Origin of the sequence: Actinomadura nitritigenes (assembly GCF_017573545.1) — a bacterium.
Lineage (GTDB): Bacteria > Actinomycetota > Actinomycetes > Streptosporangiales > Streptosporangiaceae > Spirillospora > Spirillospora nitritigenes.
This window is the reverse complement of the sequence record NZ_JAGEOK010000024.1, coordinates 56571-79286: the sequence shown is the minus strand read 5'-3', so window position 1 is coordinate 79286 and position 22716 is coordinate 56571. Positions and strand designations below refer to the sequence as shown.

At 72.9% G+C, this 22716-nt stretch carries 21 protein-coding genes; 15 read left to right on the top strand and 6 right to left on the bottom strand.

Annotated features, from left to right (window positions below; translation table 11 throughout):
- The first annotated feature begins 69 nt into the window (after positions 1–69).
- From J4557_RS32400 to J4557_RS32385, 4 genes are all read left to right on the top strand, one after another.
- Entirely contained in the window at positions 70–606 is a 537-nt protein-coding gene (locus J4557_RS32400) for a cell division protein SepF (protein ID WP_190862283.1), read from the top strand.
- A 21-nt stretch (positions 607–627) separates the two neighbouring features.
- Entirely contained in the window at positions 628–912 is a 285-nt protein-coding gene (locus J4557_RS32395) for a YggT family protein (protein ID WP_151547235.1), read from the top strand.
- Between the two features lie 49 nt (positions 913–961).
- The gene (locus J4557_RS32390) at positions 962–1894 is read left to right on the top strand and encodes a DivIVA domain-containing protein (RefSeq protein ID WP_208270569.1); all 933 of its coding nucleotides are present in this window, start codon (positions 962–964) and stop codon (positions 1892–1894) included.
- 139 nt (positions 1895–2033) lie between these two features.
- The gene (locus tag J4557_RS32385) at positions 2034–3473 is read left to right on the top strand and encodes a hypothetical protein (protein ID WP_208270568.1); all 1440 of its coding nucleotides are present in this window, start codon (positions 2034–2036) and stop codon (positions 3471–3473) included.
- Between the two features lie 93 nt (positions 3474–3566).
- Here J4557_RS32385 and J4557_RS32380 read toward each other — a convergent pair whose 3' ends face one another.
- Both J4557_RS32380 and ileS read right to left on the bottom strand, forming a co-directional pair.
- Positions 3567–4346, bottom strand: a complete 780-nt coding sequence (locus J4557_RS32380; protein ID WP_307800334.1) for a DUF1707 SHOCT-like domain-containing protein — start codon at positions 4344–4346, stop codon at positions 3567–3569.
- A gap of 177 nt (positions 4347–4523) precedes the next feature.
- Positions 4524–7700 carry an isoleucine--tRNA ligase gene (ileS, locus tag J4557_RS32375; RefSeq protein WP_208270567.1) on the bottom strand — a complete coding sequence of 1059 codons (3177 nt, stop codon included), beginning with the start codon at positions 7698–7700 and terminating at the stop codon, positions 4524–4526.
- 884 nt (positions 7701–8584) lie between these two features.
- On the opposite strand from ileS, the gene J4557_RS50010 reads away from it, so the two are divergent.
- The 3 genes from J4557_RS50010 (at position 8585) to J4557_RS32360 (ending at position 10634) form a co-directional block, all read left to right on the top strand.
- A complete protein-coding gene (locus J4557_RS50010) occupies positions 8585–8965 on the top strand; it encodes a TraR/DksA family transcriptional regulator (RefSeq protein ID WP_243776698.1) in 381 nt (126 codons plus the stop codon).
- Positions 8966–9033: 68 nt separating this feature from the next.
- The gene (lspA, locus tag J4557_RS32365; RefSeq protein WP_307800333.1) at positions 9034–9699 is read left to right on the top strand and encodes a signal peptidase II; all 666 of its coding nucleotides are present in this window, start codon (positions 9034–9036) and stop codon (positions 9697–9699) included.
- Positions 9699–10634 carry an RluA family pseudouridine synthase gene (locus tag J4557_RS32360; RefSeq protein ID WP_208270565.1) on the top strand — a complete coding sequence of 312 codons (936 nt, stop codon included), beginning with the start codon at positions 9699–9701 and terminating at the stop codon, positions 10632–10634. Before lspA ends, J4557_RS32360 begins: the two co-directional genes overlap by 1 nt.
- A 50-nt stretch (positions 10635–10684) precedes the next feature.
- Here the strand turns inward: J4557_RS32360 and J4557_RS32355 are convergent, their stop codons facing one another.
- Positions 10685–11089, bottom strand: a complete 405-nt coding sequence (locus tag J4557_RS32355) for a chorismate mutase (protein WP_208270564.1) — start codon at positions 11087–11089, stop codon at positions 10685–10687.
- Positions 11090–11564: 475 nt separating this feature from the next.
- Between J4557_RS32355 and dnaE the strand changes: the two genes are divergently transcribed.
- Positions 11565–15095, top strand: a complete 3531-nt coding sequence (gene dnaE / locus J4557_RS32350) for a DNA polymerase III subunit alpha (RefSeq protein ID WP_208270653.1) — start codon at positions 11565–11567, stop codon at positions 15093–15095.
- A gap of 88 nt (positions 15096–15183) precedes the next feature.
- Here dnaE and J4557_RS32345 read toward each other — a convergent pair whose 3' ends face one another.
- Positions 15184–15894, bottom strand: coding sequence for a DUF6882 domain-containing protein (locus J4557_RS32345; protein WP_208270563.1), 711 nt, complete (start codon positions 15892–15894; stop codon positions 15184–15186).
- A 141-nt stretch (positions 15895–16035) separates the two neighbouring features.
- On the opposite strand from J4557_RS32345, the gene J4557_RS32340 reads away from it, so the two are divergent.
- On the top strand, positions 16036–16638 hold the full coding sequence (locus tag J4557_RS32340; RefSeq protein WP_307800332.1) for a hypothetical protein: 603 nt from the start codon (positions 16036–16038) through the stop codon (positions 16636–16638).
- On the opposite strand, the gene ybaK is transcribed toward J4557_RS32340, so the two are convergent.
- Complete coding sequence (gene ybaK, locus J4557_RS32335; protein WP_208270562.1) at positions 16522–17034, bottom strand: Cys-tRNA(Pro) deacylase; 513 nt, start codon at positions 17032–17034, stop codon at positions 16522–16524. The two genes, J4557_RS32340 and ybaK, sit on opposite strands and share 117 nt — an antisense overlap.
- Before the next feature lie 82 nt (positions 17035–17116).
- Complete coding sequence (locus tag J4557_RS32330; RefSeq protein ID WP_208270561.1) at positions 17117–17779, bottom strand: LON peptidase substrate-binding domain-containing protein; 663 nt, start codon at positions 17777–17779, stop codon at positions 17117–17119.
- A 190-nt stretch (positions 17780–17969) separates the two neighbouring features.
- Here J4557_RS32330 and J4557_RS32325 point away from each other — a divergent pair, with 190 nt between their 5' ends.
- The 6 genes from J4557_RS32325 (at position 17970) to hisH (ending at position 22682) form a co-directional block, all read left to right on the top strand.
- Positions 17970–18788 carry a PhzF family phenazine biosynthesis protein gene (locus tag J4557_RS32325; RefSeq protein ID WP_208270560.1) on the top strand — a complete coding sequence of 273 codons (819 nt, stop codon included), beginning with the start codon at positions 17970–17972 and terminating at the stop codon, positions 18786–18788.
- A gap of 91 nt (positions 18789–18879) precedes the next feature.
- A complete protein-coding gene (hisD, locus tag J4557_RS32320) occupies positions 18880–20187 on the top strand; it encodes a histidinol dehydrogenase (protein WP_208270559.1) in 1308 nt (435 codons plus the stop codon).
- Positions 20184–21284 (top strand): histidinol-phosphate transaminase, encoded by a 1101-nt coding sequence (locus J4557_RS32315; RefSeq protein WP_208270558.1) that lies wholly within the window; start codon positions 20184–20186, stop codon positions 21282–21284. Before hisD ends, J4557_RS32315 begins: the two co-directional genes overlap by 4 nt.
- Positions 21281–21874, top strand: coding sequence for an imidazoleglycerol-phosphate dehydratase HisB (gene hisB, locus J4557_RS32310; protein WP_190862312.1), 594 nt, complete (start codon positions 21281–21283; stop codon positions 21872–21874). The genes J4557_RS32315 and hisB overlap by 4 nt, the downstream gene beginning before the upstream one ends.
- Before the next feature lie 2 nt (positions 21875–21876).
- Positions 21877–22047, top strand: coding sequence for a CG2302 family histidine operon protein (locus J4557_RS32305; protein ID WP_208270557.1), 171 nt, complete (start codon positions 21877–21879; stop codon positions 22045–22047).
- Positions 22044–22682 carry an imidazole glycerol phosphate synthase subunit HisH gene (gene hisH / locus J4557_RS32300; protein ID WP_208270556.1) on the top strand — a complete coding sequence of 213 codons (639 nt, stop codon included), beginning with the start codon at positions 22044–22046 and terminating at the stop codon, positions 22680–22682. Before J4557_RS32305 ends, hisH begins: the two co-directional genes overlap by 4 nt.
- Positions 22683–22716 lie beyond the last annotated feature (34 nt).

Genomic DNA, 22716 nt, shown 5'->3' with positions numbered 1-22716 from the left:
ACGTAGACGGATCGGTCCAGCGGTGCCGGAGGCGCCGGGGTGCCGCGGCCACAGGACACGGAGGGGCGTATGGCCAGCGCGATGCGCAAGATGGCGGTCTACCTCGGCCTGGTGGAGGACGACCGCTACGACGACAAGTACGGCGACGAGTACGACTACGAGCCCTACGACGACGAGACCGACCCCGGTCAGGGGCGCCGTCGCGAGGACGAATCCGGCGGTCAGCTTACCCGAGCCGAGGAGACCGCGGACCGGGAACGCGATCATCACGCGGTGTCACCGCCCGAGCGACGCTCCGTGGCTCTCTACGAGTCCGGTACCACCGACCTTGCGCGCATCACTACGCTGCACCCTAGGACCTACAACGAGGCGAGGACCATCGGGGAGCACTTCCGTGAGGGCACACCGGTGATCATGAATCTGACCGAGATGGTCGACAGCGACGCCAAACGGCTCGTCGACTTCGCGGCGGGTCTCGTGTTCGGCCTGCACGGGAGCATCGAGCGTGTTACGAACAAGGTGTTCCTCCTCTCACCGGCCAACGTGGAGGTGACCGCGGAGGACAAGGCCCGGATGGCAGAACGAGGGTTCTTCAACCAAAGCTGACAGCCACATGCGAGAGTGTCCGTGAACATCGTTGGACAGGTGCTGACGTACCTCCTGTACATCTTCCTGCTGTTCCTGATCGGCAGGCTGATCCTGGAGGTGCTGCAGTCGTTCGCCAGGCAGTGGCGTCCCAGAGGGGTGGTGCTCGTGATCGCCGAGGCGACCTACACCATCACCGATCCGCCGCTGAAGCTGCTGAGGCGTTTCATCCCTCCCATACGGCTGGGTAACGTGGCGCTGGACCTCAGTTTCACCTTCCTCATCTTTGTGGTGTGGGTCTTGATCATCTTCGTGCAGAGGCTCTGATCGGATACCGTCCTTTGGGACAGACTCCAAGCGCGCCAAGGAGACGAACATGCCGCTGACACCCGCCGATGTGCGGAACAAGCAGTTCAGTACCACCAGGCTGAGGCCGGGGTACGACGAGGAGGAGGTGGACGCCTTCCTCGACGAGGTCGAGGCCGAGCTCGACCGCCTCATCCAGGAGAACGAGGAGCTGCGGGCCAAGCTCGCCGAGTGCCTCCGTGGCAAGGTCCCCGCCATGGCCGCCCCCATCGTGGAGCCCAAGCCGGACGTTCAGAAGATCCCGGAGCCTCCCCGCCCCGAGCCGCAGCCGCAGCCCGAGCCGGAGCCCGTCCCCCTCGGCCTCGGCATGGCGCCGGCGCCCACGGGCGAGGACAACATGGACACCGCCGCGCGCGTGCTGGCGCTGGCGCAGCAGACCGCCGACCAGGCGATCGCCGACGCCCGCCGCGAGGCCGACGAGACGCTCGGCCGCGCCCGCCGCGAGGCCGAGGAGATCCTCGGCAAGGCCCGCCGGCAGGCCGACCAGATCGTCAGCGAGGCCCGGTCCCGCGCCGAGGCCCTCGACCGCGACGCCCAGGAGCGCCACCGCCAGGTCATGGGCTCGCTCGTGCAGCAGCGCGAGGAGCTCGAGCGCGAGGTCGACAACCTGCGCGCCTTCGAGCGCGAGTACCGCAGCCGCCTGAAGGTCTACCTGGAGGGCCAGCTGCGCGACCTGGAGGCCGGCAGCACCGAGACCGGCGCGTTCGCCGCCGTCCCGGGCGCGGCGCCCTCGATGGCGCAGCCGCCGGCGCCGCAGCCCGCGCCGCAGCCGGGCCCGCAGAACCCGCTGCCGCACGGCGAGAACCGCAACGGCGGAGCCGGCTCCAACCCCGCCGGGCCGACCTTCCCGTCGCCCGCCGAGCACACCCAGCAGGTGCAGCACTCGGCGACCGGCGCGTTCCACTCCGGCGGCGGTGACAACCCGCCGCACGAGAGGCGCTGACGCGGGCACCGCAGGCGATAGTGTCGTTCCGATCGCCGCGCCGAGGATGGCATCGCCGCCGTCCCGGCGGCGTCGGCGTGACACCTGGGCCTGAAGGGCGGCCCGGAGCCGAGCGGTCCGAACGAGGGGGAGAGACCCTGTGATCATCCTGAGTGGCGTTCTCGTGGTGGCGGCGATCGCCCTGCTGGTTGCGGGAATCGTCGCCGGCAACGGAGACAGCGCACAGGTCTTCGGCCTGGACGCGCTGGTGGTGATCTACATCTCGATCGCCGTCAGCATCGTCTCCGCGCTGTGCCTGGCCATCGGGGTGTTCCTGCGCCGCAAGGAGCTCTTCGGCACCGGGGCCCCCAGCACGCCGGCCAGGAAGGGCAGGAAGGCCAAGCGCCCGCGGCCGGCTCCGCCGGTGCCCGCGGCCAAGAGCGCGTCCGGCGCCCCCGCGGCGACCCGGCCGGCCCTGGACGCCCCGGCCGATCCCGACGACGAGGTCGAGATCCCCGTTCAGCCCGTCGACGTGCCCGACGACGCCCTGGTGTTCGTCGTGCGCGGACGGAAGCGCTACCACCTCGACACGTGCCGGCAGCTCGCCGGGCGCGACACCGAGGAGCTCACCTACGCCGAGGCCAAGGAGGAGGGGTTCAGCCCCTGCACCGCCTGCATGCCCGACACCGCACTGGCGGCGCGCGCCGCGGCGTCGGGACCCGGGTCACCTGACCCGGGCAGGACGGTCGCGGACGGCCCCGACCTCACCAAGCCCGGCATGGAGCGCTCCGCGGCCGGTTCGGAGGGCGGCCTGGCGGGGCTGGCCAAGCCCGCGCACGCCGCTCCCTCCGCACCGCACCCCGCGCCCGCGGCCTTCGGCCCGACGACGGAGATCCCCCGCGTCCCGGAGCCGGGCGGGCCCGAGCACGACCGCCCGTCGGCCGGGCGCCACGAGGAGGCGCCGTCCGGCCGCGTGCCGTCCGCCTGGTCGTCCTCGCCCGCCGATCCCGACCCGGAGCCGGAGAGCGCCCCCGCCTCGTTCCGCAGCCCCGCCGGGCCGACGCTGACGGACATCCCCGTCGCCGGCCTGCCACCGCGGGAGCCCGAGCCGGCCGAGGAGCCCGCCGGCGAGGCGCAGGCGGCCGAGACGCCCGAGCCGCCGGCGCGTGAGCCGGAGCCGGAGCGGGAGGTCGCCCACGAGGACGAGAGGCCCGCCGCGGCCGGATCCGGGCCGACCGACGTGACCACCGACTTCGGCTCCGACCCGCTCAACCTGGGCGAGGCGGCCGCTCCGCGTCCCCGCGACGCCGACGACGCGGCCGTCCCGGCTCCGGCCGAGCCCGCCGCGGACGAGCAGCCCGCCGACGACGACTTCGACGAGCCCGCCGAGCCAGCCGAGACCGCGGACGCCGACGACGACGGCCCGCAGGTCCGCATCCTCAGCGGCACGAAGCGCTACCACCGCACCGACTGCGCGCTCATCGAGGACATCGGCGACGAGGCGGACGACCTGGAGGCGCTGTCGCGCGCCGAGGCCAAGGCCCGCGGCTGCACCCCGTGCCTCGTCTGCCAGCCCGACCGGGAGCACGCGCGGGACTGACGTCCCGGCACCTTCCCGCGCCCGCCGCGAGACGGGCCCGCCCGGCGGCGTGGCCGCCGTCCGGTGCCCGCCCCCGTCGTCCGGGGGCGGGCGTCAGCGGTGGCGGCGGCGTTCGGCGCGGAGCTCGCGGAGGCGGTCGCGGCGCTCGTCGCGGCGGCGGTGCACGTCCGAGTGGCGCTCCAGCATCCGCTCGTGGTGCTCCTCCATCCGCTCCAGGTGCCGCCGGTGGCGTTCCAGGTGCCGGTCGCGCCGGGAGGGCCGCTCGCCGGCCTCGCGGCGGTGCACGTTGATCCCGCCGAAGATCACCATGCCGGTGAGCCTGATCAGCGGCGCGTCCGGGTCGGTGACGTCGTCGGGCAGGTCGGCGCCGCCGAACACCATCGCGGCGGAGCTGGTCACCCGCACGCCGGGCGGCACCGTGATGTCGATGCCGCCGAAGAGGCAGCTGACGTTCACGGTGACCTCGCCCTGGCTCAGGACGGCCTGGCGGAAGTCCAGGTCGACGCCGCCGAACACGCACGAGACGTTGGTGGTCGGCTCGACGAGCCAGCGTCCCCGGCGGGTCACCCCGCTGAAGACCGCCACGAGGTTGGGCGACTGCGGGACGGGCGGCGGCAGCGGCGCCTCGTCCTTGTGCAGCCGCACCTTGGGCCGCGGCGCCTGCTCGGACGGCAGGTCGGCGAGGAGCGGGTCGAGGTCGGCGTAGGTCTTGGCCCGGTAGACGGCGTCGATGCGCTCGGCGTGCTCCTCCGGCGTGATGCGCCCCTCCGCGAGGGCCTCGCGCAGACGGTCGGCGACCTGGTCGCGGTCGGCGTCCGAGGCGCGCATGCGCGCGGGGGAACCGGGCTCGGAGGGCTGCTCGGGAAGGTTCACGGGACCATCATCGCAAACGCGACAACCCAAACGCGATGTGTCGCGAAAACGCGCGACGGCCGGCGGGCCGTTTCCCCGGGCGGCTTCGGCGGAGCCGGGGAAACGCCCGCCGGCCGTGACGGGAGTTCCAGGAGCACGGCCCCCTGGCGCGGCCTTCCGACCGCGCCAGGGGATCCGCTAGGATTTGCGGAGCCAGTACGTCAGGCCGAGCTCGTCGTCCCGGCCCGCGGTGAGACCCTCGGGGCGGCCTTCGGTGACGGACGTGGCGAGGACCTCGGCGCCGACCTCGTCGCCGTGGGCGCGCAGCGCCTCGGCGAGGTCGTCTCCAGCGGCCTGCCACCACAGCTCGATGCGGTCGGTGACGTCCAGCCCGGCGGCCTTGCGGGCCTCCTGGACGAGCCGGACGGCCTCCCGGACGAGCCCGGCGCGGCGCAGCTCGGCGGTGACGGTGAGGTCGAGGGCGATGGTCTCGCCCGCGGCGCTCTCCACGGCCCAGCCGCTGCGCGGCCGTTCGGTGACGATGACGTCGCCGGGGGACAGGCTCACCGCGCCGACGCCCTCGGCGTCGACCTCGGCGGCGCCGGTGTCGCGCAGCGCGTGCACGAGCGCGGCGGGGTCGGCGGAGGTGACGGCCTTGGCGACCTTGGGGGTGTCCTTGGCGTACCGCTTGCCGAGCTCCCGGAAGTTCGGCTTGACCTCGTACTCGACGAGGTCGCCGCCGATCGAGGACAGCTCCTCGAACGCCTGGACGTTCAGCTCCTCGGCGATCTGGGCGCGCAGCTGCTCGGGCAGCCCCGCCCACCCGGCGGCGCCGACGAGGGCGCGGCCGAGCGGCTGGCGGGTGCGGACGCCGCTGGCGGCGCGCGCGGACCGGCCGAGCTCGACCAGCCGCCGGACGAGCGCCATCTGGGCGCCGAGGTCGGCGTCGAGGAGGTCCTCGTCCACGGTGGGCCAGTCGGCGAGGTGCACCGACTCGGGGCCGCCCTCGGGCCGGATGACGTCCCACACGTGGTCGGTGATGAACGGCACCATCGGCGCCATCAGCCGGGTGAGGGTCTCCAGGCACTCGTAGAGCGTCGCGAACGCCGCGGCGCCCTCGGCCGTCTCGGGGCCCTCCCAGAAGCGGCGGCGGGACCGCCGGACGTACCAGTTGGACAGGTCGTCGACGAACTCGGCGAGGCGGCGCCCGGCCCGGGCGGTGTCGAACTGCTCCAGCGACGCGTCCACCTCCCGGACGGTGCGGTGCAGCTCGGCGAGCGCCCAGCGGTCCAGCAGGGGGCGGTCGGCGGGCGCGGGGGCCTCACCGAGCCGGTCCGGCGTCCACGCCTTCCCCTGCGCCTGCGCCGCGTTCGCGTACAGGACGAAGAAGGAGGCGGTGTTCCAGTAGGTCAGCAGGACCTTGCGGACGATCTCCTCCAGGGGGCCGGGGCCGACCCGGCGGGACGCCCACGGCAGGCCGCTGGCGAGCATGAACCAGCGCACCGCGTCGGCGCCGTGCTGGTCCATCAGCGGGATGGGCCGCAGCACGTTGCCGAGGTGCTTGCTCATCTTCCGGCCGTCCTCGGCGAGGATCAGCCCCAGGCACAGGACGTTCTCGTAGGACGACCGGTCGAACACCAGCGTCCCGATGGCCATCAGGGAGTAGAACCAGCCGCGGGTCTGGTCCTGCGCCTCGCAGATGTACTGGGCGGGGTAGGCGTTCTCGAAGACGTCGTTGTTGCGGTGCGGCGCACCCCACTGGGCGAACGGCATGGAGCCCGAGTCGTACCAGGCGTCGATGACGTCCGGGACGCGGCGGGCCTCGGTGCCGCACTGCGGGCACGGGAACGTGACGTCGTCGACGTAGGGGCGGTGCGGGTCGAGCGAGGACATGTCGCTCCCGGCCAGCTCGCCCAGTTCCTTGAGGGAGCCGACGCAGGTGATGTGGTCCTCGTCGGCGCCGCACACCCACAGCGGCAGGGGCGTGCCCCAGTAGCGGCTGCGGGACAGCGACCAGTCGACGTTGTTGCGCAGCCACTCGCCGTACCGGCCCGTCTTGACGGTCTCGGGGAACCAGTTCGTCTTCTCGTTCTCCTCGAGCAGCCGGTCCTTGATCTGCGTGGTGCGGATGTACCAGGCGGGGAGCGCGTAGTACAGCAGGGGCGTGTGGCAGCGCCAGCAGTGCGGGTAGCTGTGCTCGAAGTGGCCGCCGCGGTAGAGCAGCCCGCGCGCGCGCAGGTCGTCGGTGAGCGGCTCGTCGGCGTCCTTGAAGAACTTGTTCCCGACGAGGGGCACCTCGCGCAGGAAGCGGCCGTCCGGCCCGATCGGGTTGACGATCGGCATGCCGTAGTTCTTGCAGACGGTCATGTCGTCCGCGCCGAACGCGGGCGCCTGGTGGACGAGCCCGGTGCCGTCCTCGACGGTCACGTAGTCGCCGAGCACGACGTAGTGCGCGTCCGGGATGTCGACGAGCTCGAACGGCCGCCGGTAGGTGGTGCGCTCCAGCTCGCGGCCCTGGTAGGTCGCGAGGCGCTCGGCCCCCTCGCCGAGGACCTGGTCGACGAGCGGCTCGGCCACCACGAGGATCTCGTCCGACCCGGCGGGGCGGGCGGCGACGTAGGTGACGTCCGGGTGGACGGCCACGGCGGTGTTGGACACCAGCGTCCACGGCGTCGTCGTCCAGATCAGCAGCGCGGCGCCCATCTCGGCGAGGGGACCGGACGTGACGGGCATCCGCACGTACACCGACGGGCTCGACACCGTCTCGTACCCGCCGGGCTGGCCCAGCTCGTGGTCGGACAGGCCCGTGCCGCAGCGCGGGCAGTACGGGGTGATGCGGAAGTCGCGGAACAGCAGGCCCTTGTCGAAGACCTGCTTCAGGGACCACCAGACGGCCTCGACGTACTCGGGGTCCATCGTCCGGTACGCCTGGTCGGTGTTGACCCAGTACCCCATGCGCTCGGTCATCTCTTCGAACGCGTCCACGTGGCGCAGGACCGATTCGCGGCAGCGGTCGTTGAACTCCGCGACGCCGTACTCCTCGATGTCCTTCTTGCCGGTGAGGCCGAGCTCCTTCTCCACGGCGACCTCGACGGGCAGGCCGTGGCAGTCCCAGCCGGCCTTCCGGGGGACGTGGTAGCCCTTCATGGTCTTGAAGCGCGGGAAGATGTCCTTGAACACGCGCGCCTCGACGTGGTGGACGCCGGGCATGCCGTTCGCGGTGGGCGGGCCCTCGTAGAAGACCCAGGGGGTCCCGGACGCGGTGCGCTCCAGGGACCGCTCGAAGACCTTGCTCTCCCGCCAGCGGCGCAGCATGTCCCGCTCCATGGCGGGCAGATCGACCTGCGCGGGCAGCGGCCGGAAACTACGGCTCACTTCGAGGGACCTCCGGATCGACGCGTGAACCTGCACGTGGACCGGAGGGACGAGACGCCTGCCCGGACCGGCCGAGCGGGGACCCGCGGTACCACCCTCCTTGACCGCGCGGCCCGGTCGCCCGGACATGCGCGGCCCGCTTCGTTCGAGTCTCGGCTGCCGGGTCTACTGGGCCTCGGACGGGGGACGCCCGGGACGGTTCTTCCGGCGGCTCCGGGGTGATCAGGCCGCCGGGCTCGCCCCCGGGCTCGCACCGTCCCCGGGTCGCTCATGGCCGCGTTCGGCGGCAGGTGTCCCCATCAGCGCCTGCCACAAGACTGCTGCCCCGACTCTAACGCACGCGGCCACCGTCCTCTTCCCGCCGGCCCGTCCCGCGGGGGCTCGCCGGTGCCTGACCCCGGTGATGAGCTTCCTTTGCGATCTCCTGCTATTCAGTGGAGTTTCCTTGTGAGCGGGCCCCGGGCATAAGCGGTCGGTAACCGACCCAGGGTGTTTACCCGGCCCGCGAAAGGGGACTTATGCTGCCCGCACTGCCTGTCGAGGCGATCAGCGCTGAGGAGGCCACCATGGCCGGCGCGGGAAAGGGCACGGTGCCCTCCGGGGAGACGGTGCCGTCCGGCGAGACGGGGTCCTCCGCGAGGACGGCGCCCGCCGGCAAGAAGGGCCGGAGCGCGCGGCAGGGCTCGGCGAAGGCGCCCGCGGCCGAGAAGCCGGGGGGGACGGCGGCCGCGGCCAGGTCCGCCGGCGGCTCCCGGGCGGCCAAGCCCGCGGCCAAGCCCACCGCCAAGCCCACCGCCAAGCGCGCCGCGGGGAAGGCCCCGGCGGGTTCTGGCAAGGCCGCCGGGACGGGCGGGGGCAAGGCAGTCGCGGCGAAGGCCGCGGACCTGCCCGTCCGCGCGGGCGAGGGGCACTGGACGGCCGAGGAGCTCGCCGAGGTGCGGGCCGGCCTGGAGGAGCAGATCGTCACGCTGCGCGAGGAGATCGCGGCGTCCGCGGTGCAGATCGCCGAGGGCGACATCAGCGAGGGCGCCGGCGACGACCAGGCCGACGCGGGCGCCAAGACCTACGAGCGCGAGCACGAGCTGGCGCTCGCATACAATTCACAGGACCTTCTGGCCCAGATCGAGCGGGCCGTCCAGCGAATGGAAGCCGGCACGTACGGGATCTGCGAGTCGTGCGTCGAACCGATCGGCAAGGCGCGCCTCCAGGTCTTCCCGCGTGCGACCCTGTGTGTGACATGCAAACAACGCGAGGAACGTCGCTGAGCGACCAAACGAACCCTGACGGAGGGGCCGGGGAATCCACGGGATCTCCCCGGCCGCGCCGCGTCGGCGTGCTGATCGCCGTGGCCCTGGCCGCGCTCGCCGCCGACATCGTGTCCAAGACCATCGTGGTGGCCACGCTGCAGGACCGGGCGCCGGTCCGGCTGCTCGGCGGGCTGCTCACGCTGCGCGAGACCCGCAACAGCGGTGCAGCGTTCTCGATCGGCACCGGCTACACGATCGTCTTCACCGTGATCGCCTGCGGCGTGGTGGTGGCGATCCTGCGGACGGCCCGCAACCTGCGCAGCCTGCCCTGGGCGGTCTGCCTGGGGCTGCTGCTCGGCGGCGCGATCGGCAACCTGCTCGACCGGCTGTTCCGTGCCCCGGCCCCGCTGAAGGGCCACGTCGTCGACTGGATCGAGTTCCCGCACTACCCGGTGTTCAACCTGGCGGACTCGGCCATCGTCTGCGGCGGCGTGCTGGCCGTCGTCCTCGCGGCGCGCGGCCTCCAGATCGACGGGACGCGCCTGACCGGCAAGGACGGCGACGGCGACGGGGACGGGGAGCCGGACGGGCCCTCCGCCGAGCCGCCCGCCGTCGAGGAGCCCCCCGCGGCGAGGGACGCGAAGGCGCCCGAGGCCGCGCCGCGCGACGGCGGCGAAGCGCCCGCGCAGGACGGCACCGCCTCCCCGGCGGGCGGGGACGAGGACGTCCCGGCGCGCGAGGAGAAGCCCTGATGGGCGGTGAGGCGCGCAGCCTCCACGTGCCGGACGGACTGGAGGGCGAGCGGGTCGACGCCGCGCTGGCCCGGCTGTTCGGGCTGTCGCGGGGCGGGGCCGCCGACATCATCGCCGCCGGCGACGTCCTGCTGGACGGCCGGGAGGTGGCGACCAAGTCCGAGCGGGTGCAGGCCGGCGCCTGGCTGGAGGTGACGCTGCCGCCGCCCCCGGCGCCGCCCGCGGCGGTCGCCGAGCCCGTGCGCGGCATGGGGATCCTCTACGAGGACGACGACATCGTCGTGGTGAACAAGCCGGTCGGGGTGGCCGCCCATCCGACGACCGGCTGGACGGGCCCGACCGTCCTCGGCGGGCTCCTCGGCGCCGGGCACACGATCGCGACCAGCGGCGCGTCCGAGCGGCAGGGGATCGTCCACCGGCTGGACGCCAACACCACCGGAGCGATGGTGGTGGCCAAGAGCGAGGTCGCCTACTCGCGGCTCAAGCGGGCGTTCAAGGAGCGCCGCATCGACAAGCGCTACCAGGCGCTCGTGCAGGGCCACCCGGACCCGTTCCGCGGGACGGTGGACGCGCCGATCGACCGGCACCCGTCGGGCGACGGCCGGTTCGCGGTCGTGGCGGGCGGCAAGCCGTCGGTGACGCACTACGACACGGTGGAGGCGTTCCGCGCCGCCACGCTGCTGGACATCGACCTGGAGACGGGCCGGACGCACCAGATCCGCGTGCACATGTCGGCGATCCGGCATCCCTGCGCGGGCGACATGGCCTACGGCGCCGACCCGACCCTCGCCGAGCGGCTCGGCCTGCGCCGGCAGTGGCTGCACGCCGTCCGGCTGGGCTTCGAGCACCCGACGCGGGGCGACTGGGTGCAGTTCGAGAGCCCGTACCCCGACGACCTGGCCCGCGCCCTGGAGATCGTCTCCGACGAGTCCTGACCGGCGGCCCGGGGCGCGCTCCCGGCGCGCCCCGGCCCCGCGGTCGGCGGTCAGCGGTCGGCCGCGGCCAGGCCGGCCTCGATGACCGCGCTCATGATCTTCGCGAGGCGGTCGCGGCCGAGGGAGGGGGCGTGCTCGGCCATCGCGTCGACGATCGCGCGCTCCCGGTCCGGGTCGCGGCCCGCGAACCCGCCGACGGGCTTGAGCCGCTGGACGAGGGCGGCGACGGCGGCGCGGCGCTCCAAAAGCACCGCCAGCGCCGCGTCCAGCCCGTCGATCGCCGCGCGCGCCTCCGCCACCGTCGCCAGGTCCTCGACGGACGGCAGCGGCACGCGCAGCAGCGGGGCGGCCGCCTCGGCGGGCGCGCCGGACGGCCCGCGGGCCGGGCAGGACGGCACGGAGGCGTCAGGGGCGTCGGGGGCGTCGCCGGTGGCGTCGATGACCTGGTCGTGCATGTCGGTCTCCCTTCTCGCGGCGGCCGCGCCGCGCAGGGGGTTCCGTGCCCGGGGCCGCGTCCAATGCGAAAGGCGGAGCCCGAGTGGGTCTCCGCCTTGGCCGGCTCCGGGGTCGTCGCTCAGGTCGTCGTGCCGACCGGCTCGCCCGGAGCCGGCCGCGTAAACCCGAAATGGCGACGTTCCACGCGACGATGATACGGCGGGACGCCCCGCGCCGGTCAAATCCCGGACCTCCGTCTCGCGTCCCGAGACGGCTCCGAAGGGGTGGGGCGGGCGTCGCCCCGGGTGCCGGACGTGACGCGGGAGACGGTGGGCGAGTCGGGGAGCGGACGGCCCCCGGACGGGGTTAGGCTCTCAGGACCGCGTCATCCCGGCGACCGCCGGGGCGGCGTTCTTCCCCCGGGACCGATACCGCGACCACGTGCGGGCCACGCACGTGGGCGGTCGCATGCGAGCATCAGGAGGCGCAGCGGGCATGGCCGACTCTTTCGTTCACCTGCATGTTCATACCGAGTACTCCATGCTCGACGGAGCCGCCCGGTTGAAGCAGATGTTCGAGGAGGTCGGGCGGCAGAAGATGCCGGCGATCGCGATGACCGACCACGGCAACATGCACGGGGCCTACGACTTCCACAAGCAGGCCACCGCCGTCGGCGTCACCCCGATCATCGGCATCGAGGCGTACATGGCGCCCGAGTCCCGCTTCCACAAGAAGAAGGTCCAGTGGGGCGAGCCGAGCCAGAAGCGCGACGACGTCTCCGGCGGCGGCCTGATCAACCACATGACGCTGTGGGCGCGGAACAAGGCCGGCCTGCACAACCTGTTCAAGCTGTCGAGCCGCGCCTACACCGAGGGCTTCGTCTTCAAGTACGCGCGGATGGACGAGGAGCTGCTCGCCGAGCACGCCGAGGGCGTGATGGGCACGACCGGCTGCCCGTCCGGCAAGATCCAGACCCGGCTGCGGCTCGGCCAGTTCGACGAGGCGCTCAAGGCCGCCGCGACCTTCCAGGACATCCTCGGCAAGGACAACTACTTCCTCGAGCTGATGGACCACGGGCTGGACATCGAGCGCCGCGTCCGCGACGGCCTCATCGAGATCAGCAAGAGGCTGAACATCCCGCCGCTCGTCACCAACGACTCGCACTACACCCACGAGTCCGAGGCGACCGCCCACGACGCGCTGCTGTGCGTGCAGGTCGGCAAGCAGCTCGCCGACCCCGACCGGTTCCGGTTCGACGGGTCCGGCTACTACCTCAAGACCGCCGACGAGATGCGCGGCATCGACTCGTCGGACATCTGGGCCGAGGGCTGCCGCAACACGCTGCTGCTCGCCGAGAAGGTCGACCCCGCCGGGATGTTCGAGCACCGCGACCTCAGCCCGCGCTTCCCCGTCCCCGAGGGGGAGACCGAGGAGAGCTGGTTCCGCAAGGAGGTCTGGAAGGGCCTGGAGCGGCGCTTCCCCGACGGCCTGCCCGAGGGGTACAAGGAGCAGGCCGAGTACGAGATGGGCGTCATCCTCGGCAAGGGGTACCCGTCCTACTTCCTCGTCGTCGCCGACTTCATCATGTGGGCCAAGGAGAACGGCATCCTGGTCGGGCCGGGACGAGGGTCCGCGGCGGGCTCGCTGATCGCGTACGCGATGGGCATCACCGACCTCGACCCGATCCCGCACGGGCTGATCTTCGAGCGGTTCCTGAACCCCGAGCGCGCGTCCATGCCCGACATCGACATCGACTTCCCTGAAGACCGGCGCGCCGAGGTCATCAAGTACACGACCGAGAAGTGGGGCGCCGACAAGGTCTCCTTCATCGCCACGTTCGGCACCATCAAGGCGAAGGCCGCCATCAAGGACGCCGGCCGCGTGCTCGGCTTCCCGTACGCGCTCGGCGACCGGATCTCCAAGGCGTTCCCGCCCGCCGTCATGGGCAAGGACATCCCGCTGTCGGGCATCTTCGACGAGAAGCACCCGCGCTACGGCGAGGCCGGCGAGCTGCGCAAGCTGTACCAGGAAGAGACCGACGTCAAGCAGATCATGGATCTGGCGCAGGGCCTGGAGGGGCTGATCCGGCAGACCGGCGTGCACGCCGCCGGGATCATCATGTCCGGTGAGACGATCACCGACCACGTGCCGATCATGCGCCGGGACGCCGACGGGGCGATCATCACGCAGTTCGACTACCCGACCTGCGAGACGCTCGGCCTGCTGAAGATGGACTTCCTGGGCCTGCGGAACCTGACGATCATCGACGACGCGCTCAAGGGGATCAAGAAGAACAAGGGCGTCGACGTCGACCTGCTCTCGCTCCCGCTGGACGACCAGCCGACCTACGACCTGCTCGCGCGCGGCGACACCCTCGGGGTGTTCCAGTTCGACGGCGGCCCGATGCGCTCGCTGCTGCGGCTGATGAAGCCGGACAACTTCGAGGACATCTCCGCCGTCGGCGCGCTGTACCGGCCGGGCCCGATGGGCGCGAACTCCCACACCAACTACGCGCTGCGCAAGAACGGCCAGCAGGAGATCACCCCGATCCACCCGGAGCTGGAGGAGCCGCTCAAGGAGATCCTCGACACGACCTACGGCCTGATCGTCTACCAGGAGCAGGTCATGGCGATCGCGCAGAAGGTGGCGGGCTACACGCTCGGCAAGGCGGACCTGCTCCGCCGCGTCATGGGCAAGAAGAAGAAGGCCGAGCTGGACGCCCAGTACGTCGGGTTCGAGAAGGGCATGCTCGACAACGGCTTCTCGAAGGAGGCCGTCAAGACGCTGTGGGACATCCTCGTCCCGTTCTCCGACTACGCCTTCAACAAGGCCCACTCCGCCGCGTACGGCCTGGTCTCCTACTGGACCGCCTACCTCAAGGCGAACTACCCGGCCGAGTACATGGCAGGCCTGCTGACGTCCGTCGGCGACGACAAGGACAAGAGCGCCCTGTACCTGTCGGAGTGCCGCCGGATGGGGCTGAAGGTCCTGCCGCCGGACGTCAACACCTCCGAGGCCGACTTCACCCCGCTCGGCGACACCGAGATCCGCTTCGGCCTGTCGGCGGTCCGCAACGTCGGCCACAACGTGGTGGACGGGATCGTCGCGGCCCGCAAGGAGAAGGGCGCCTACACCGACTTCAACGACTTCCTCAACAAGGTCCCGTCGCAGGTCTGCAACAAGCGGGTCGTGGAGTCGCTGATCAAGGCGGGTGCGTTCGACGAGCTCGGGCACCAGCGCAAGGCGCTGCTGATGGTGCACGAGCAGGCGATCGACTCGGTCATCGACATCAAGCGCAAGGAGGCCGTCGGGCAGGACTCGCTGTTCGGCGCGCTGGAGGACGAGAGCGGCGAGGACGCGTTCGCCGTCGCGATCCCCGAGGGCGAGGAGTGGGACAAGACCACCCTGCTGGCCTTCGAGCGGGAGATGCTCGGCCTGTACGTCTCCGACCACCCGCTGCTGGGCGTCGAGCACATCCTGGAGCGGGAGGCCGACTGCACGATCGCGGTGCTGAACGGCGGCGAGCGGCCGGACGGGCAGATCGTCGTCGTCGCGGGGCTGCTGTCGGGCCTGCAGCGCAAGGTCACCAAGCAGGGCAACTCGTGGGCGATGTTCCAGCTGGAGGACCTCGGCGGCTCCATCGAGGTGCTGTGCTTCCCGTCGTCCTACCAGCTGTGCTCCACGCTGCTCGCCGAGGACGCGATCCTCATCGTCAAGGGCAAGCTGGACCGCCGCGAGGACGTCGCGAAGATCATCGCGATGGAGGTCACCCAGCCGGACCTGACCATCACCGAGGGCACCGGCCCGCTGGCGGTGACGCTGCCGCTCGGCCGCTGCACGCCGCCGACCGTGTCGCGGCTGAAGGAGGTGCTGATCACCCATCCGGGGACGTCGGAGGTGCACCTGCACCTGCAGAACGGGCCGCGCACCACGGTCGTCCGGCTGGACGACCGGCTGCGCGTCGCCCCGTCGCCGGCGCTGATGGGGGATCTGAAGCAGCTCCTCGGGCCGTCCTGCCTCGGCTAGCCGCCGCCCGCCCCCTCCCGCTGCGGGGAGGGGGCCTCGGGCGCGGTGTCCGGTAGCGGCCGGTTCGCCGGCCCCCGCCGCCGGGCGATCAGCCGCGGAGCGCGGCGGGCGCCGCGTGCGCGAGGTCGGCCTGCCAGTCGACGAAGCGGCCGAGGCCGTCGAACAGCGCGCGGGCGCCGCCGCCGGGCAGCCGCATCTCGGTCAGCTCGTCGGTCTGCCGGTAGGCGATCCGGTGGTGCGACAGCAGCCCGGCGAGGGTGAGCCGCGGCTCGTGCGGGAACAGGCTCGTCGCCCCGTTCAGCAGCCGCGGGACCGGGATCGGGTCCCAGCCGGCCGCCGGCACCTGCGGGTCGTCGACGTGCAGGTAGGCCGAGCCGCCGTCGTAGCCGGCCCCGATGTAGCCGGCGCCGCGCAGCACCCCGCCCGCCGCCATCGCGATCAGCTCGCCGCCGTGCCCGGCCGGGCCGTCGTACCAGGACAGGTCGACCTCGGGCGTGGTGAACTCGGTGATGCCGAGCCGCTCGCCGAGCGCGCGGATCGCCAGCGTCGGGACGACCGCGGGATGGGCGTCGCCGAACTGCGGGTTCGCCCACCCCCACAGCCAGGTGCGCTCGCGCGCGGCGTAGGAGCCGAGCAGCGAGACGCGGACGGTCACGCCGCCGCTGGCGTAGGTGCGGGCGGTGAGGTCGGCGCTCCAGTCCTCGCGCGGGAGGAACTCGGCGAGCGTCTCCTGCTGCTGCAGGACGACGGCCGCCAGGGCGGCGCCGAGGCGTTCGAACGCGGGACTGAATCCGGACATGTCGGGCACATTATCCCAGTAACCGGGGCGGTCGCGGGCGTGAATCGAGACGGGAATGGGACACCATTCGATTGTCGATCGGCTGACCAGGGCAGGCTAGGCTTTCGCTGTCAGAGGACACTTCCATGAGGAGCGTACGCAGTGCGGCGACCGACCGGCAGGCAGTTGACGACCTGGCTGGTCACCACCGCCATCGTGACGCCGTTCGGGCCGCTCGCGGGGCTGCTGTGGGCGAACACCATCCCCAAGGTCACATATGTGATCATCCAAGGTGAGCCGCTGATCGCCGATCCGGAAGGCGAGGGCCCGGTCGGGATCGACGGCAGGTTCGCCCTCATCGGACTGGCGGCGGGCCTGCTCTGCGGCATCGCCGCCTACGCCGCGCGCGGCCGCCGCAACGACATCGCGCTGATCCTCGGCATCGCCGCCGGCGGCGTGGCCGCGTCGCTGCTGGCCTGGAAGACCGGGCACCTGGTCGGGCTCGGCCACTTCGACGACGTCGTCCGGCACGGCCGCGACGGCGACACCGTCACCGGCATCGCCGACCTGCGCGCCAAGGGCGTGCTGGTGTTCTGGCCGGTGGCCGCGGTCGCCGCGTACGGGCTGCTGGAGGTGCTCGTCCGCCGGCTACCCCCGGGAGATCGCGGCGACGGTGGCGCCGGTGAGGGCGACGAGGTCGGCGGGGACGAGCTCGATCTGGAGTCCGCGCCGACCGGCCGAGACGTAGACGGTCGCGAGGGCTGACACCGACGCGTCGATCATCGTCGGCAGCCGGCGCCGCTGCCCGAGCGGGCTGATCCCGCCGACCACGTAGCCGGTGGCGCGCTCGGCGTCGCGCGGGTGCGCCATCGCCGCCTTCTTCCCGCCCGCCGCCGCGGCCAGCGCCTTCAGGTCCAGCGACCCCGACACCGGGACGACCCCGACGGTCAGCCGCCCGTCCACCTCCGCCACCAGCGTCTTGAAGATCCGGTCGTGCGGGACGCCGAGCGCGTCGGCCGCCGCCGCGCCGTAGGACTCGGCGTCCGGAGCCGGCTCGTAGGAGTGCACGGTGAACTCGATTCCGGCCCTGGCGGCGGCGACCGTGGCGGGCGTGCCCTGGCCGCCCGCCTTCCCGCCCCCTGCTCCTGCCCGCTTGCTCATGGGGGACAGTCTGCCGTGATCTTCGGCCCGGCGCGCGGCCGGTCCGTGTCCCGCCGAGGGGACGGCCCTTCGGACTCCCCGGTCAGTTCAGGGTGAACGAGCCGTCGAGGAACTGGCCGGCCGGGATCATCGGCAGCGAGTCCAGGATCCGGTTCTCCCGGACCAGCAGCTCGCGCTCGGCCGCGAGCCGCAGCGCCGCGTCCTCGCACTCCAGCAGCCGCTGCTTCTCGTGGCCGTCGAGCACGACCGACGCCGCGATCAGGTAGGACAGGGCGACCGGGTCGTCCGGCAGGGCCGGATCGTCGACCGGGCCGCCGCCGGCGGCCGACAGCCGCTCCCGGTAGAGCCGGAACAGCCGCCGCACCCGCCGGGCGGCGGGCCCGGGGTCGGCGCCGGGGTGCTCCGGGAGGAACTCCACCTCGCCCTGAAGGTAGGGGCGGGACCGGTCCAGCTCCTTGACCCGGAAGCGGCGCGTCCCGGTGGTCACGACGTCGTAGCGGCCGTCCGGGTGGCGCCGCGTCTCGCGCAGCTCGGCCAGGCAGCCGACCCCGGACAGGCGGTGCGCCGCGTCCTCGCCGACCTCATGGCCGAGCTCGATGCCGACCACGCCGAAGCCGCGCGGCTCGGGCCGTTCGAGCAGGTCGCCGATGAGCAGCCGGTACCGCTCCTCGAACAGGTGCAGCGGGAGCACCAGGCCGGGGAACAGCACGGTGCCCAGCGGGAACAGCGGGAGCCGCTCGGTCATGTCGCCTCTTTCCCGCGCCGGCCGGGGACGCCCTCGACGCCAGCGTACGCCGGTGTCGATGATCTTGGTAAGGGGTGATTTTTCACAGTGTGAAGCGTGTGTCACGCTCTCGTCCAGTCCGGGGCGGCCGGGCCACTTCCGTCCGATTGGCCGTGCCGCCCCCGCGGGCGCCGCGGGTAGCGTCGGCGGCATGAGGATCCTCGTCGTGGACGCCTTCGCCGACCGCCCGTTCGCCGGGAACCCCGCCGGGGTGTGCCTGCTGGACGCGCCCGCCGACGCCGCGTGGATGCAGCGGGTCGCGGCCGAGATGAGGCACTCCGAGACCGCGTTCGTCCGCCCCGCCGACGAGCCCGGCGCGGACTTCGAGCTGCGCTGGTTCACGCCGCTGGTCGAGGTGGCGCTCTGCGGGCACGCCACCATGGGCGCCGCCCACGCCCTCTACGACACCGGGACGGTCCCGGCCGACCGCCCGATCCGGTTCCGGACGCTGAAGAGCGGCGTGCTCACCGTCACCCGCGACGCGGACGGCGGGCTGGCGATGGACTTCCCGTCCTGCCCGCCCGAGCCCGTCGCGCCCCCGCCGGGGCTGGCCGAGGCGCTCGGCGCCGAGATCGGCTGGACGGGCCGCAACGTCCAGGACGACCTTCTCGTCGAGCTCGCCGACGAGAGGACAGTGCGCGGGCTGGCGCCCGACATGGCGGCGCTCGGGAGGATCGACGGGCGCGGCGCGATCGTCACCGCCCGCGCCGCCGGCGACCCGGCCGGCGGGCACGACTTCGTGTCCCGGTTCTTCGGCGCCCGGATCCTGCTCGGCGACGGCGAGGACCCGGTGACCGGGTCGGCGCACTGCGCGCTCGCCCCGTTCTGGTCGGAGCGGCTCGGCCGGGACGCGCTGACCGGCTACCAGGCGTCCGAGCGCGGCGGCCTCGTCCGCACCGCGCTGCGCGGCGACCGCGTGATCGTCTCCGGCGCGGCCGTCACCGTGCTGGACGGGACGCTGCGGGTGTGACCCGCGGCACGTCCACGGACGCGGGCGACACGGGCGTCTCGGCACGTGAGACGGTGCGCGGGGGACCGGGGGCACTCCGTAGACTGGGCACGTGATTTCCCGTATCGACCTGCGCGGCTCGCTCCCGGGCGACCCGCGCTCCGTGCTGCCCCGCGCCGAACTCGACGTCGAGGCCGCCCTGGACAAGGTGCGGCCGATCTGCGAGGACGTGCGCCATAGGGGCTCGCAGGCGGTACGGGAGCACACGAAGGCGCTCGACGGGGTCGAGCTGGAGAGCGTCCGGGTCCCGGTCAGGGCCGTCCACCAGGCCCTCGCGGGGCTCGACGCCGCCGTCCGCGAGGCGCTGGAGGAGAGCATCCGCCGCGCCCGCGCCGTGCACCGCGACCAGCGCCGCACCGACACGACCACGCGGGTCGTGCCCGGCGGCACCGTCACCGAGCGGTGGATCCCGGTCGGCCGCGTCGGCCTGTACGTGCCCGGCGGCCGCGCCGTGTACCCGTCCAGCGTGGTGATGAACGTCGTCCCGGCGCAGGAGGCCGGCGTCGGCTCCCTCGCCGTGACCTCGCCCGCGCAGAAGGAGTTCGGCGGCCTGCCGCACCCGACGATCCTGGCGGCGTGCGCGCTGCTCGGCGTCGAGGAGGTGTACGCCGCCGGCGGCGCCCAGGCGATCGCGATGTTCGCCTACGGCACCGACGAGTGCCCCCGCGCCGACCTCGTCACCGGCCCCGGCAACGTCTACGTCGCCGCCGCGAAGCGGCTGCTCAAGGGCGTGATCGGCATCGACGCCGAGGCGGGCCCGACCGAGATCGCGATCCTCGCCGACGACACCGCCGACCCGGTGGACGTCGCCGCCGACCTGATCAGCCAGGCCGAGCACGACGTGCTCGCCGCCGCCGTGCTGGTCACCGACTCGGTACGGCTCGCCGACGAGGTCGAGCGGGAGCTGAAGGCCCAGGTCGCGCGCACCAAGCACACCGAGCGGATCACCGAGGCGCTCGCCGGGCGGCAGTCCGGCATCGTGCTCGTGGACGGGATCGACGACGGCCTGAGGGTCGTCGACGCCTACGCCGCCGAGCACCTGGAGATCCACACCGCCGACGCGCCCGCCGTCGCCGCCCGCGTCCGCAACGCCGGCGCGATCTTCGTGGGCCGGTTCGCGCCGGTGTCGCTCGGCGACTACCTCGCCGGGTCCAACCACGTGCTGCCGACCGGCGGATGCGCGTGCCACTCGTCCGGGCTGTCGGTGCAGACGTTCCTGCGCGGCGTCCATGTCGTGGAGTACGACCGCGACGCCCTCGCCCAGGCCACCGGGCGCGTCGTCGCGCTCGCCGAGGCCGAGGACCTGCCCGCGCACGGCGCGGCGCTCAAGGCACGCTTCGACTGGGAGATCCCTTCGTGACTTCGCTGAACGACCTGCCGCTGCGGGACGACCTGCGCGGCCGGGAGCCCTATGGCGCGCCGCAGCTGGACGTCCCGTACGCGCTGAACACCAACGAGAACCCCTACCCCCCGTCCGAGCGGCTGGTGAAGGCGCTCGGCGAGGCCGTGATGGACGTCGCCGGGTCGCTGAACCGCTACCCCGACCGCGACGCCGTCGCGCTCCGCACCGATCTCGCCGCCTTCCTGAACACCGACACGCCCGGCATCGGCCTCACCGCGGAGCGGGTGTGGGCGGCGAACGGCTCCAACGAGATCATCCAGCAGATCCTGCAGGCGTTCGGCGGGACGGGCCGCACCGCGCTCGGCTTCGAGCCGTCCTACTCGATGCACCCGATCATCACCGGGGTGTCCGGGACCCGCTGGATCGACGCGTTCCGCGACGAGGACTTCGGCCTGGAGCCGGCCCGCGCGATCGCGGCCGTCGAGGAGCACCGGCCCGACATCGTGTTCCTCACCTCGCCGAACAACCCGACCGGCACCGCGCTGCCGCTGGAGGCCATCGAGGCCGTCCTGGAGGCCGCGCCCGGCATGGTCGTCGTCGACGAGGCCTACGGCGAGTTCCGCCGGGCGGGCACGCCGTCGGCGCTGACGCTGCTGGACGGCCGTCCCCGGCTGATCGTCACCCGGACGATGTCCAAGGCGTTCGCGATGGCGGGCACCCGGCTCGGCTACCTGGCCGCCGACCCCGCCGTGATCGAGGCGCTGCTGCTGGTCCGGCTGCCCTACCACCTGTCGGCCGTCACCCAGGCGGTGGCGCGCACCGCCCTCGCGCACGGCGAGGAGCTGCTCGGCACCGTCGAGGCGCTGCGCCGCGAGCGCGACGGCCTCGTCGGCTGGCTGCGCGCCGAGGGGCTCCGGGTGGCCGACTCCGACGCCAACTTCGTGCTGTTCGGGACGTTCCCGGACCGCCGGAGGATCTGGGAGGCGCTGCTGGAGCGCGGTGTGCTGATCCGCGAGGTCGGCCCGCCCGAGTGGCTGCGGGTGAGCGTCGGCACCCCCGAGGAGACGGCCGCCTTCCGCGCCGCCCTCAAGGACGTACTGAAGGAGAGCTCGTGACGCGCAAGGGACGGGTCGAGCGCGGGACCAAGGAGACGCAGGTCCTCGTCGAGATCGACCTGGACGGGACCGGTCAGGTCGACGTGGCGACCGGGGTGGGGTTCTTCGACCACATGCTGGCGCAGCTCGGCAAGCACGGATCGTTCGACCTGACCGTCAAGACGGCCGGCGACCTGCACATCGACAGCCACCACACGATCGAGGACACCGCGATCGCGCTCGGCCAGGCGTTCCGCGAGGCGCTCGGCGACAAGGCCGGCATCCGCCGCTTCGCCGACGCCTCCATCCCGCTGGACGAGGCGCTCGCCCAGGTCACCGTGGACGTGTCGGGCCGTCCCTACCTGGTGCACGTGGAGCCGGAGGGCATGGCCCCGATGATCGGCCCCGAGTACGACACCACGATGACCCGGCACGTCTTCGAGTCGTTCGTGTCGAACGCCCAGGTGGCGCTGCACGTCCACGTGCCGTACGGGCGCAACGCCCACCACATCGTCGAGGCGCAGTTCAAGGCGCTGGCGCGCGCGCTGCGCGACGCGGTGGCGTTCGACCCGAAGGTGCACGGCATCCCGTCCACCAAGGGAGCGCTGTAGCCGTGGACATCGGCGGACTGCACTTCACGTTCTTCAACGTCGCGGTCTTCGCGGTCGCGGTGTTCCTGCTCGCCGGCGTCTACAGCTTCCTCAAGCAGGGCCTGAAGGGCGCGGCGCTCATCGTGCTGTGCCTGTCGGGGCTGGCGTTCGCCGGGGGAGTGATGTGGCTGTGAACCCGAAGGTCGTCGTGCTCGACTACGGGTCGGGCAACCTGCGCTCGGCCGAGCGCGCCGTCGCCCGCGCGGGCGCGGACGTCACCGTCACCGCCGACTGGGACGCGGCGCTCGCCGCCGACGGCCTGGTCGTGCCGGGTGTCGGCGCGTTCGCGGCCTGCATGCAGGGCCTGCGGGCGGTGCGCGGCGAGCAGATCATCGGCCGCCGGCTCGCCGGGGGCCGGCCGGTCCTCGGCATCTGCGTCGGCATGCAGATCCTGTTCTCCAAGGGCATCGAGCACGGCGTCACCACCGAGGGCTGCGACGAGTGGCCCGGCACGGTCGACGGGCTGGAGGCGCCGGTCGTCCCGCACATGGGCTGGAACACCGTGGACGTCCCGGACGGCTCCGTCCTGTTCGAGGGGCTGGCGGACGCCCGGTTCTACTTCGTGCACTCCTACGCGGCGCGCCGCTGGGAGCTGGAGCCCGACCCGACCGGCACCATCGAGCCGCCGCTGGTCACCTGGGCCGAGCACGGCGACCGGTTCGTCGCGGCGGTCGAGAACGGCCCGCTGTGCGCGACCCAGTTCCACCCGGAGAAGTCCGGCGACGCGGGGGCGCGGCTCCTGCGCAACTGGCTGTCCACCCTCTCCTGACCGCCCCGGCGCCCGCGCCGGGGACGCTCACCTG

What these genes read in the sequence shown, in the direction of transcription:
- dnaE (WP_208270653.1), top strand. Translation starts at nt 11,565, where the DNA reads ATGGCCGACTCTTTCGTTCACCTGCATGTTCATACCGAGTACTCCATG.
- J4557_RS32325 (WP_208270560.1), top strand. Translation starts at nt 17,970, where the DNA reads ATGAGGATCCTCGTCGTGGACGCCTTCGCCGACCGCCCGTTCGCCGGG.
- J4557_RS32400 (WP_190862283.1), top strand. Translation starts at nt 70, where the DNA reads ATGGCCAGCGCGATGCGCAAGATGGCGGTCTACCTCGGCCTGGTGGAG.
- J4557_RS32330 (WP_208270561.1), bottom strand. Translation starts at nt 17,779, where the DNA reads ATGACCGAGCGGCTCCCGCTGTTCCCGCTGGGCACCGTGCTGTTCCCC.
- J4557_RS32345 (WP_208270563.1), bottom strand. Translation starts at nt 15,894, where the DNA reads ATGTCCGGATTCAGTCCCGCGTTCGAACGCCTCGGCGCCGCCCTGGCG.
- J4557_RS32355 (WP_208270564.1), bottom strand. Translation starts at nt 11,089, where the DNA reads ATGCACGACCAGGTCATCGACGCCACCGGCGACGCCCCCGACGCCCCT.
- J4557_RS32390 (WP_208270569.1), top strand. Translation starts at nt 962, where the DNA reads ATGCCGCTGACACCCGCCGATGTGCGGAACAAGCAGTTCAGTACCACC.
- J4557_RS32360 (WP_208270565.1), top strand. Translation starts at nt 9,699, where the DNA reads ATGGGCGGTGAGGCGCGCAGCCTCCACGTGCCGGACGGACTGGAGGGC.
- ybaK (WP_208270562.1), bottom strand. Translation starts at nt 17,034, where the DNA reads ATGAGCAAGCGGGCAGGAGCAGGGGGCGGGAAGGCGGGCGGCCAGGGC.